The sequence below is a fragment of the Bifidobacterium sp. B4111 genome (genome assembly GCF_026537235.1).
GTDB lineage: Bacteria > Actinomycetota > Actinomycetes > Actinomycetales > Bifidobacteriaceae > Bombiscardovia.
Genome location: NZ_JAFNMO010000002.1, coordinates 449673 through 461007, shown reverse-complemented (window position 1 = coordinate 461007; position 11335 = coordinate 449673). Strand labels below are relative to the sequence as shown.

At 61.8% G+C, this 11335-nt stretch carries 11 protein-coding genes; 4 read left to right on the top strand and 7 right to left on the bottom strand.

The window, feature by feature from the left end; translation table 11 throughout:
* Window positions 1-79 precede the first annotated feature (79 nt).
* Window positions 80-463 (top strand): DUF3073 domain-containing protein, encoded by a 384-nt coding sequence (locus J3T93_RS05760; protein WP_267430902.1) that lies wholly within the window; start codon window positions 80-82, stop codon window positions 461-463.
* A 22-nt stretch (window positions 464-485) separates the two neighbouring features.
* On the opposite strand, the gene J3T93_RS05755 is transcribed toward J3T93_RS05760, so the two are convergent.
* Both J3T93_RS05755 and J3T93_RS05750 read right to left on the bottom strand, forming a co-directional pair.
* Window positions 486-905 (bottom strand): sterol carrier family protein, encoded by a 420-nt coding sequence (locus J3T93_RS05755; RefSeq protein WP_267430900.1) that lies wholly within the window; start codon window positions 903-905, stop codon window positions 486-488.
* A 134-nt stretch (window positions 906-1039) separates the two neighbouring features.
* A complete protein-coding gene (locus J3T93_RS05750) occupies window positions 1040-1270 on the bottom strand; it encodes a hypothetical protein (RefSeq protein WP_015021110.1) in 231 nt (76 codons plus the stop codon).
* Between the two features lie 153 nt (window positions 1271-1423).
* Here J3T93_RS05750 and J3T93_RS05745 point away from each other — a divergent pair, with 153 nt between their 5' ends.
* Window positions 1424-2185, top strand: coding sequence for a rhomboid family intramembrane serine protease (locus J3T93_RS05745; RefSeq protein WP_267430898.1), 762 nt, complete (start codon window positions 1424-1426; stop codon window positions 2183-2185).
* 383 nt (window positions 2186-2568) lie between these two features.
* Here J3T93_RS05745 and crgA read toward each other — a convergent pair whose 3' ends face one another.
* Entirely contained in the window at window positions 2569-2988 is a 420-nt protein-coding gene (crgA, locus tag J3T93_RS05740; RefSeq protein WP_229133395.1) for a cell division protein CrgA, read from the bottom strand.
* A gap of 90 nt (window positions 2989-3078) precedes the next feature.
* Between crgA and J3T93_RS05735 the strand changes: the two genes are divergently transcribed.
* Complete coding sequence (locus J3T93_RS05735) at window positions 3079-3831, top strand: DUF881 domain-containing protein (protein ID WP_267401019.1); 753 nt, start codon at window positions 3079-3081, stop codon at window positions 3829-3831.
* A complete protein-coding gene (locus tag J3T93_RS05730; protein ID WP_267401018.1) occupies window positions 3832-4947 on the top strand; it encodes a class E sortase in 1116 nt (371 codons plus the stop codon). It abuts the gene before it with no gap.
* A 241-nt stretch (window positions 4948-5188) separates the two neighbouring features.
* Here J3T93_RS05730 and pknB read toward each other — a convergent pair whose 3' ends face one another.
* The 4 genes from pknB to J3T93_RS05710 are packed head-to-tail and all read right to left on the bottom strand — an operon-like array spanning window position 5189 to window position 11335.
* Entirely contained in the window at window positions 5189-7348 is a 2160-nt protein-coding gene (gene pknB, locus J3T93_RS05725) for a Stk1 family PASTA domain-containing Ser/Thr kinase (RefSeq protein WP_267430896.1), read from the bottom strand.
* Window positions 7345-8337: a serine/threonine-protein kinase gene (locus J3T93_RS05720; RefSeq protein ID WP_267401016.1), complete on the bottom strand. Its 993-nt coding sequence runs from the start codon at window positions 8335-8337 to the stop codon at window positions 7345-7347. Before J3T93_RS05720 ends, pknB begins: the two co-directional genes overlap by 4 nt.
* Window positions 8334-9797, bottom strand: a complete 1464-nt coding sequence (locus J3T93_RS05715) for a peptidoglycan D,D-transpeptidase FtsI family protein (RefSeq protein WP_267430894.1) — start codon at window positions 9795-9797, stop codon at window positions 8334-8336. The genes J3T93_RS05720 and J3T93_RS05715 overlap by 4 nt, the downstream gene beginning before the upstream one ends.
* The gene (locus J3T93_RS05710; protein WP_267430892.1) at window positions 9794-11335 is read right to left on the bottom strand and encodes an FtsW/RodA/SpoVE family cell cycle protein; all 1542 of its coding nucleotides are present in this window, start codon (window positions 11333-11335) and stop codon (window positions 9794-9796) included. Before J3T93_RS05710 ends, J3T93_RS05715 begins: the two co-directional genes overlap by 4 nt.

Here is an 11335-nt window from a genome sequence, read left to right as displayed (position 1 = left end):
GCGTAGGTGGTACTCTCATAAATGATGCAAATTCACATTCAAGTTGCCTAAGTGCACGTTACCTGGCGAAGGGGGTCGGATGGGCCGCGGACGTCAGAAGGCTAAGCAGACGAAAATAGCCCGGAAGCTCAAATATCTGACAACGGACACGGATTACGACGAGCTGGCCAAAGAGCTCAGCAGCAAGGAACCCGGAACCAGGGGCAAAGATCCCTTCAAAATGGTTGAAGAGGAATACTCCAAGTCGGATTCACGCAAATCGGGGGGCCAGGACCCCGAGGATTCCATGGACGATGATCTGGACGATTACGCCCGGTGGGCCGCCGAGGCTGCTGCCAAGGCCACCTCGGGAGAGATGCCGGCCACGCCCAAGCCGCACAAGCGCATACCCATTCCCGTGCCCAGCGCGCTCAAACACCGCAGGGATCAGAAGAGCGCATCCAAGGAGTCCGCGAGCAAGTAGCCGGCCGCAGAGGTAGCCGGCCTCATACCAGTGGCAGCAGCTCGTGCAGATCGTCGCGCTCGCCCACGGCGCTGATATGCCCGGCGGCGGCTTCTTCACTCCAACTGGTGATGCCGGCGGCCAGCCGCAGCCAGACATCCGGGTCCAGTTCGATGACGTCGGGCGGGGTCAGGTTATGCGGGTCGGATGCCGGCCCATCCAGAATCTTGACTGCTCCCCAAGGTGCCACTCTGACCTCTACGCCGGGGCCTGGGGCCTTGATTTCCAGCATGTGCAGGGAATAGCGGACGGCCATGGCCTTGCTGCGTCTATCGGTTTGTGGGGCCACTGATAGTCGGTCGCCTTCCGGGCCCAATTTATTCGCGACCTCCTTGGCCGCATCGCGCCAGGCCAGAAAATCCCGGCGGCCCTCTTCCATGTCTGCTTCCCGTATGGCACTCATGGCTCCATTCTGACGCGCCGCCCTAACAGGCGTGTCCGGCAGGCTGCGGGTCAAGCCGCAATCAGGCATGAAAAAAGGAATCCGTTGCCCTCACGTCCTTGACGCTGGGTCGGATTCCTTCCCGACCGGAACGGTCAGGCCTGTGCGCCCGCTTGCAGAGGGGTCTCAGGATCCTCAGATCCCTTGTCCTCCTCATCCTTGGCCAGGCCCAGGTCGACTGGCGATGAGCTGTTCTCCCAGGGCTCCTCCCAGGGATCGTAATCCGGGTTCTGCTGCTTGTATACGAACAGAGCGACAACGCCGGCCAGCAGCGTGCCGAAGAGCAGTGCAAAGAACTTCCAGCCGTTTGAAGATGAATTCTCCATGTTTGGCTCCTTTCGACGACTTTCGTCGGTCCTGCCCACTTCGACCGACCTAGTCATCATCCTAGTAGAAAGCGGCGAACTGTGGGGCGCATCGGTGCCATTGCGGCACGGAAACCGCACACCCCGGCCGGATGGTCAGGTAAGGTAAGGTTCATGGTCAATGGCATGGGCACCGGTTTCACGGGCGGAGGGAATGGTCGGGGGCCGCTGGGATGGATCCGGCGGCACTGGGGTGACCATGCTCCGGTGGTGACCATAGCCATCACCCTGATCTGCATGGTGGCCTGGGTCATCCAGATGGTCCTATACCTGTTGGCTCCGCTTCGCTATCAACGGCTTTTGCTGGGCTACTGGGCCTTCGTGCCGATTACGGCCATTCATGAGCCTTGGATGTTTGTGACCAACATTTTTCTGCACGCCACCAATGTCTCGCATATCCTCTTCAACATGATCACCCTTTGGGTTGTGGGGCCGGTGCTGGAAAATCTGATAGGGCACGGGCGTTTTCTGGCCCTCTACCTGATCAGCGGGCTGGGTGGAGACCTGGGGCTGATGGTCTATGCGGTCCTGGCGCCCAATGGATGGGGCACCTCGGCCATCGGGGCCTCGGGCGCACTCTTCGGGCTCTTCGCCGCCATCCTGGTGGTTTACCGCCGTCTGGGGATTGACATCGTTTCCATGGTGGTCTGGATGGCCATCAACTTCTGCATGCCCCTGTTTGTGCCCGGCATCGCCTGGCAGGACCATGTGGGCGGATTTATAGTCGGCGGCCTCTTCATGCTGGCCCTGCTGTACATGGGCCGGCCTAGCTCGCGGGTGCATGGCCTGCTCTCCTGGCTGCTGCCCACGCTGATCTTCCTGGCGGTCCTGGTTCTACTGGCTCTGGGCTGCAATATGGTCAACCCAATGCGCTGAAAATCGGCATCTGTCTGCTGCGTTGCTGCCTTCCGTAATTGATAAATGACATGGGTGTCATCTATCCACATTTGTTGACAATCGTGTGGATAACCTGGGAATAAGTATCCAGAACTGGTGCATATATAGCAGCAAAAAGTGGATAAGTGAAGGCAGAATCCAATCAGCAGTACGGCTGTGGACGAGTGTCCTAGTGCGTCCACGAGAAATTCGGGCGATTGTGGATAACTTTGGCTTGAGTCTGGAACTGGTGGATGAAATCGGTGGAGCTGAGTAGCCGAATCCACACATGCCTGATGCTCAGGTGTGGATGGGTATACAAAGAACCCCACAGCCGTGCCTGAGCGGTTGTGGGGTCCCTAAAGAACAATGTGGCAGATGGATCAGTGCCACCACATGGTCATGAGGAAGCCGACCAGCAGAATGCCAAAGCCTACGGCCAGGTTCCAGTTGCCGATGCCGGGGATGGGGAAGACATTGCCCCGAGTGGAGGCGATGTAGTAGACCACGATCCAGATCAGGCCCACCACCATCAGCGTGACGAAGAGAGGCACGAACCAGCGTGGATTAGCCTTGGTGCTCTTGATGGTGTCCTCCACGCGGCGGGTGTTCTCCTCCTGTCGCTGCACGATGCGACGCATCTGCGGGGTCATATGCTTTTTGTCAACGCTCTGGTTGAGCACGGCCTCCACCTTGTCCATGGACAGGCCGTACTCCTCGTCCTCGGCATCCTCACCAGTGTCAGCGGTCTTGGCCTCGTCCACCGCCTGGTCCTCGTCATCATGGAGTTGATGCTCTGCCATGAGGTTATTCTCCTTCAGTAGATCTACTAAGCCATAGTAGCGGTTAGACTCGAACGTAATACTATCGCAGACGAGGATGAGGGTATGCCTATGACCAGACGGACGGGACGGCACGGTGCGCGCAGGTCCCTGGTCGGCACAGTGTCCGTGGCTGTGGTGCTCGCCTTGGTGGGGTACATGCTGACCACCAACATCCGCGTCAACAGGACGGTCACGGTCACCTCGGATACGGCCGGGCTGGTGGAGGAGCGCCAGAACAAGGCTGCCGAGCTGCGCAAGGACATCAATGACATGAGCTCGCAGATCAACGCGCTGAAGACCCTGACCGATGACAAGGGCAGTTCGGACCAGTCCCGCGAGGACCCCGGCTCGGGCACGGTGCTCAAGGCCGTCCAGGGGCCGGGGCTGACGGTGACCCTCAACGATTCCTCGCTCTGGCAGCAGAAGGTGGGGTCCGACGGGTCGACGGCCAACATCAACGATTACGTCATCCACCAGCAGGATGTGGAGAGCGTGGTCAACGCACTCTGGGCCGGGGGAGCCGAGTCCATGCGAATCCAGGATCAGCGGGTGCTGCCCACCACGGCCGTTCGATGCGTGGGCAATGTGCTGCTGTTGCACGGCCGAAAGTACTCGCCGCCATATAAGATTTCAGCCATAGGACCAGTCGATCGGATGACCAAGTCCCTGAATGCTTCGCCATCCATCCGCGTTTACAAGGAGTATGTGAACACGGTGGGTCTGGGTTGGAATGTCGAGTCTTCGGACAATCTGAGATTCCCTGAGACGACGGCTGTCCTGCAGCCACTCCAGTACGCATCGCTAGATGAGAAGGCACGGTAAATGACGACAGAAGACTCGGAGAACGACAAAACGCCGGCCGATAAGCCGGCGGATAAAGGGCGAACTTGGCTGGTGGGCATTGCAGAAATCATAGGGGAGCTGCTGATTACCCTGGCCGTCATCTGCGCACTCTACGTGGTATGGCAGCTCTGGTGGACCGGTGTGCAGTCCGAGCATCAGCAGTTGCAGGCCCGGGCCTCGACCTCCTGGAGCAACCCGGGATCGGGCGACACCCGCAAGGTGGCCAAGCCTCAGAAAGGGGCGCCGCCGGTGCAGCCCAAGCAGGCCTCCGAGGGTGAACTGATGGCTCAGGCCTATATTCCTCGTTTCGGACAGCATTGGGAGCGCAACGTGGTTCAGGGCACGTCGCCCCGAGAGCTGGCCTACGCGGGACTGGGGCACTACCCCAATACGCAGATGCCGGGCGAGATGGGCAACGTGGCCATAGCCGGACACCGTGCCGGCTATGGTGAGCCGCTGGGCCATGTAGACGAGCTGCGAGTGGGCGATGCCATCGTTCTGCGCACCAAGGATTACTGGTACGTCTACCACTACACCCGCTACAAGATCGTCTCGCCCGAAGAGGTGAGCGTCATCGCCCCCAACCCTTATTCGCCCAACGACGCTCCTGATCGGCGCATGATCACACTGACCACCTGCGAGCCCAAATACACCACGGCCACCCATCGGTGGATCAGCTGGGGCGAATTCGGCTACTGGGCCAAGGTGTCAGACGGTGTGCCCAAGGAACTGCTGGGCGACCGGGGCAGCAATGTGGCCTTTGCCGACGACAAGGGCTCGATCATGGCCAGGCTGGGTTCTCTGCAGCCGGTCTTCCTGGTTTTGGCAGCAGCCTATCTGATCATCTACCTGGCGGCACTGGCTGCCTGGCGGTACCCCTTGCTGAAGCAGATTCGCAAGGGCGAGAAGCCCCAGCCCATGATCAGCCTCTACGGCTGGCTGCTGCGGCACCAGTCCGGCATAGCCCCGATTCGATGGCTTCTGCTGATTCTGCTTCTGCTGACTCTGGTTTGCGCCCTGATGGAATGGGGCTTCCCATGGTTGGCCAGCAACGTGCCCATGCTCAGACAGATGTCCAACTACTCCACCTTCTGACCTAGGCGGCATAGGAAGAGCGGCGGGGCCGCAGGATCCAATGTGATCCTGCGGCCCCGCCGCTTATTGATGTCATATCTTGCCGACTGCCGGAAGTGATTACCCTGGTTTATCTAAGACACCACGGTGGCCATGGTCTGGAAGGCGCCGCTATATTCACCTCGTACTCATGCTGCCTGGCCTTATATGACCCAACATATGGCCCCGACGGCAGGACTGTGCCCGCCGGGGCCATATCAGGTCAGTTGGTGGAGCTGATGGTGGTCACCGTGATGGGTGTGTTGTCGTCCACCCTGCTTCCTGCCGCTGGGTTTACAGCGGTCACCTTGTCCGTGTCCTTGCCGATGGAGGTGACCCTGTCGGCGCTGACACCGCTGTTGGTCAGCTTCTGCCGGTAGCTGCCCAAGGTCTCGCCCTGTGAGAAGGGCGGGATGCGGATGGCTGTGGTCAGGGTGATGGTGTCCTTGGACTTGTCGAAGGAGGAGCCAGCGGCAGGATCCTGGCCGGTGACCTCGGCGTTGTCGTTGTTGGGGCCATTGACCTTGATATTGACCCCCTGGCCCAGGGTGCGCTTGGCCTCGCCCAGAGTCATACCGATATAGTTGCCCAACTGCATGCCGTTGCTGACGGTGACCGTGATCATGGTTCCCTGCTGGACGGAGGATCCGGCAGCCGGATCGGTGCTGATGACCATATCCTTCGCCACGCTGTTGGATGCCTGCTCGCGGATGGTGATGTTGAAGTGCAGACTCTGCAGGGTCTTGGTCGCGTCGTCCTTGCTCTTGCCAGACAGATCAGGCACCTTGGTCATGCCCGAGGAGATGTAGATCAGGATGCTGGTTCCCTTGGCCACGCTCTGGCCTGCGGCGGGATCCGTGCGGGTCACATGGTCCTTGGGCACGTCCTGGCTGTCTTCCACCGAGGCTGCTGGAGAGACCTTGAATCCGGCTTTCTCCAGGGTTCTGCGGGCCTCCTGCTGGTTCATGCCCTTGACGTCGGGAATGGCTGTGTCCTTAGGCCCGGAGGAGAACCAGACGGTCACTGTGGAGCCTCTGGGAGCCATGCTTCCGCCCTTGGGGCTTTGCTTGGTGAAGGTCCCCTTGGGCTCGGCCGAGTCGTGGTCCTCCTTCTCCTGATAGTGGAAGCCTGCGGCGGTGACCTTCTCGCGGGCGAGGATCCGTGACATCTGCGCGTTGATGGTAGGCACCTCGGCCATCTGATGATGGTTCCGGTTCACGACCGTCCAGAGACCCAGTCCAGCGGCTACCAGAAGCAGGGCTCCCAGGACGGCGCCGATGATGATCTTCTTGCGCTTTTTGGCCTTCTGCTGGGCCGTCTTGGCGGCTGTGCGCTCAGCTGTGGCTACGCCGGTGGCAGCAGGGTTGAGCGAATCCTGGACGGGGTTGAAGGCCTGGGTGGCGGCCGTCTTCTCTTCGGTCAGCGGCATGGTGGCCGTTTCGGCCCCCTGCTCGGCATCCTTGCGGGCCTTGACGTTGGCCAGGTCGGTCAGCGGGTTGAAGGCGGCAGCCACCGGGGTTCCGCCGTTCATGAAGGCCAGGATGTCGCTCTTGAAGGCGGAGGCCTTGGCATACCGGTTCTGCCGGTCCTTGGCCATGGCCTTGGCGCAGATGGAATCCCACATCTTCGGCAGGCCGGGCACGATGCTGCTGGGCGGGGTGGCCACCTCGGTGACGTGCTGGTAGGCGATGGCCACGGCCGAATCCCCGTTGAAGGGCGGCCGTCCGGTCAGCATCTCGTAGAGGACGCAGCCGGCCGAATAGAGATCGGAGCGCATGTCCACGCTCTCGCCGCGGGCCTGTTCGGGGCTCAGGTACTGGGCCGTGCCCACCACGCCCTGGGACTGGGTCATCGTGGCGGCAGAGTCGTCCATGGCCCGGGCGATGCCGAAGTCCATGACCTTGACGATGCCCTGCTCCGAAATCATGATGTTGCCGGGTTTGATGTCCCGGTGGATGACGCCCATATGGTGGGAGTAGTCCAGGGCGCTGAGCATACCCAGCATGACCTGCTCGCTGTCGCGCTGGCTCAGGGCGCCGTTCTCCTTGAGGATGGACCGCAGGGTCTGGCCCTTGACGTATTCCATGACCAGGTAGGGCACCCGCTCATGGTTGCCCTGGTCGTCGGTCAGTATCTCCTCGCCCGAGTCGTAGATGGAGACGATGTTGGGGTTGTTGAGCAGGGCGACCGAGTGGGCTTCCCGCCGGAACCGCGATAGGAAGACCTCGTCGTTGGCCAGATCGGATCGCATGATCTTGACCGCGACGGTCCTTCCCAAACGTGTGTCCACAGCCTTGTGAACCTCGGCCATGCCACCGCGTCCGATCAGCTGTCCCAGACGGTATCGTCCGTCCGCTAGGGACGGCGGCAGTGTGATGCTCATAGGGTATCCCCTCCGTTCGTCGCTTCAAGGCCGCGCTGTGCGCTTCCTTCTCCATAGTGCCCCCAGAAGGGCCTGAAGATGTCTTTTACCGCGTGCGGCCTGCTCATAATGCGTCGAGGCATGGGTGCGCGTGGATTGATGACCTCCGTCTCGCCCAGCTGCTGGTCCAGCAGCCGTTGCTCGATCCTGGCCAGCGTGTGCGAGACCACCAAGGCATTCGCCGGGCGGTCTCGCGGGTCCTTGGCCAGCATGGACATGACGAAGTTCATGAGTTGGTTGTCCACTGAGTCGGGCAGCGGCGGCACCGGGTCGTTGACGTGTGCTGCGGCGATGTCCACCGGGGTGGCGCCGGTGAAGGGCCGGTGCCCACAGAGCCCCTCGTAGGCCACCACGCCCAGGGAGTAGATGTCTGACTGGGGCGTGGCCTGGAGACCCTGGGCCTGCTCGGGCGAGATGTACTGGGCCGTGCCTACCACCATGCCGTCCTGGGTGATCTGCCCCTGGTTGGTGGAGTAGGAGACGCCGAAGTCGGTGATCTTGACCTCGCCGGTGTCGGAGACCATGATGTTGGCCGGTTTGACATCCCGGTGAATGACACCGTGGGAGTGAGCCACGTAGAGCCCTCGGGCCGTCTGGATCAGGATGGGCAGCAGCTCGATGGGGCCCAGGGTGCCCCGGTCTCGGTAGATGTCGGCCAGGGATTGGCTGGGCACGTATTCCATGATCAGGAATCCGATGCCATCGTGCTCGTAGTACTCGAAGAGGGCGGCGATGTTGGGGTGGGCCAGGTTGGCGGAATTGTGGGCCTCGGCCCGAAGCCGAAGAAGCTTGGACTCCTCGTTGGTCAGGTCCTCGCGCAGGGCCTTGATGGCCACCACGCGGCCCAGTTCGATGTCATAGCCCTTCCAGACCTCGCCCATGCCCCCCTGGGCCAGGCGGCGGTCCAGGCGGTACCGCCTGTGGATGAGCTGTCCCTGCACCAGTTTCACTTGGCAGCCTCCTGCATGACGCGTTTCATGATCGGCTCGGCGATCTCCATTCCATAGGAGGAGATGCCGTGCACCACGACGGCAACGGCCACCTTGGGACTGTCGGCCGGGGCGAATCCTATCATCCACCCGTCATTTGCCGCATTGCCAGCGCCGATCTGGGCTGTGCCGGACTTGGCAGCCACCTGCATGCCGGGGATGGCCAGATTGGGGTAGCTCTTGGTGGTCACTGCTTCCATCATGGTGGTCAGGGCCTTGGCGGTGTCCGAGGAGAAGGCCTGCGAGTAGACCGAGGGCGTGGTTTCGCTGATGACGCTCAGGTCGCTGGAACGCACCCGGTCCACCAGGGTCGGCTGCATGAGCTTGCCGCCGTTGGCCACGGCAGCGGCCGTCATGGCTGCCTGCAAGGGGGTGGACAAGGTGTCCCCCTGGCCGATGGATGCCAAGGCCAGCCGATCCTGGGACTGGTCCTCGGGAAACTTGGAGGCCACGGCCTTCATGGGCCGGCCTGTGGAGTTGGTCCCGTCCAAGGTGATGGTGGAACCGTAACCGAACTTGCGGGCTTGCTCGGCAAGCGTTTTATTCCCCAGACTGACACCCAACTGAGCGAAGGCGGTGTTGGAGGAGTATGCCAGCGCGTTCTCCATGCTGATCCTGCCGTTGACCCCGTTCCCCGTGGCTGTGGCGTTGGTCAGGTTGTAGTTGGTGCCCGGCAGGGTGTATGAGGCCCCGGCCGGCAACTGGCTGTCGATGTGGTACTGGCCGGACTCCAGGGCGGCCGCGGCCACGACCACCTTGAAGGTGGATCCTGGAGGATACAGCTGCGAGGTGGCCCGGTTGAGCATGGGGTTGTCGGAACGGGATGCCAGTTTCTGATAGGCCTGGGAGGCATCGCCGCTGTCGTGGGCGGTTAGGTCGTCGGGGTTATAGCTTGGCGTGCTGACCAAGGTCAGCACGCGGCCGGTGGAGGGTTCGATAGCCACCACCGACCCGGACAGGTTGCCCAGCATGTCGTAGGCGGCTTCTTGCATCTTGGGATTGATGGAGGTCTCAATGGAGGCACCCTTGTTCTGGGTTCCGGTGAAGAGGGACTTGAGCCGATCCATCCACAGACTGTCTGACTGGCCGCTCAGCAGACGGTCGCGCGAGGCCTCTATTCCCCGGTCTGCCGGGCTGGTGATGGAGTAGTAACCGGTGATGGGCGAGTAGGCGGCACCATTGTTGTAATGCCGCTGGTATTGGAAGGAGTCGTTGATGGGATCGGACTGGGCCATGACGGCGCCGTCCGAGGTCAGGATGGCCCCCCTAGGTGCTGCGTACTCATGGTAGAGGGCGCGCAGATTGCGAGGGTCCGAGTTAAGGCTCCCAGCCTTGATCACCATGATGATGGAGCTGGAAAGCCCTAGGATGACGAAGAGGACGATGACGGCGTTGAAGAGTTGACGCAGGGCCTTGTTCACTGTCCGCCTCCTCGCACCTGGCGGACTGGGATGCGGCCGGTGGCTGGCAGGTCGGTCTCCTCATCCCGATCAGTCGGCTCGCCCGGTTCGGCATGACGACCATGGACTTCTTGGTCGTCGGAGTCAGAATCAGAGTCCGAGTCGTCCTGTCCGCTGCGCTTGCTGGTCTCCTGCTGGCGCAGGACGGCCAGGGCCTCGTACTTGAAGGTGTCCGAGCTGACCTCCGGCGCAGGCTTGTTGGCCGCGTTGGAAATGATGATCAGCAGGACGGCCAGGATGCAGTTGGCCACCAGACTGGAGCCGCCCGCCGCCATATAGGGCATGGTCAGGCCGGTCAGGGGGATGACCAGGGTGATGCCGCCCACCACGGTGAAGACCTGGAAGGCCATGGTGAAGACCAGACCGGAGGCTAGGAGCTTGCCGAAGCCGTCCTTGATCTTCATGGCCGTGATCATGCCTGAAGCCACGATAACCAGGTAGAGGGCCAGAACCACCAGCAGGCCGCTCAGCCCCAGCTCTTCGCCCACTGACGTAAAGATGAAGTCGGAGTTGGCCAGAGGGGTGATCCAGGGGCGTCCCTGGCCCAGGCCGGTGCCGGTCAGCCCGCCGGCAGCCAGGCCGAAGATGCCGCGTACCAGTTGGCCTGACCCGCCGAAGGTCTTGCCGAACTCAGCATCGCTGAAGGGGTGCAGCCAGGCATCCACGCGGGCGCCTACGTGGGCGAAGACCATGGAGGCGGCCACCGCCCCGATGACGAAGAAGACGGCGCCGATGGCGATCCAGCTGGTGCGGCCCGTGGCCACGTAGAGCATGGAGACGAACATGGCGAAGTACATCAGCGAGGTGCCCAGATCATGCTGGATGACCAGGACGGCCAGCGAAATAAGCCAGACGATAATGATGGGGCCCAGGTCCTTGATTCGAGGCATCCGCATGCCTAGGACCTTCTTGCCGCCCACAGCCAGCTGGTCTCGGTGGTCGAACAGATAGGCAGCAAAGAAGAAGGCCAGGAAGAGCTTGGCGAATTCGCCGGGTTGCAGGGTGTGCGACCCTACGCCGATCCAGATGCGGGCGCCGCCGATTTCGCGGCCGATGCCGGGCAGCATGGGCGACAGGAGCAGGACCAGGCCCGCCACCATGCTCACATAGGAGAAGCGTCGCAGCAGCCTGTAATCCCGAAGCAGCACCACCAGCAGGCCGCACAGGACCAAAGCCAGACACAGCCAGATAAGCTGGGTGAAGCCCACTCGTGTGGGCTGGCCGATCCGAGCGTTGCGCAGATCTATGCGGATGATCAGAGTGATGCCTAGGGAGCTCAGGATGACGATGCTGGGCAGGATGGCCTGGCTGCCATAAGGCTGGAAAATCTCCAACAGGACCCAGAGGGCAATGAAGAGGGCGGCAGTGACTGCCAGCAGGGCGGCGTAGTCCCCGGGGAAGCGGCCTGCAGCTCGGGCGAACATCTGGAAGAAGCCGATGAACCCCACCAGCAAGGAGAAAAGCAGAAGGCCTATGCGGCGCAGACGCGTGGTGATCAT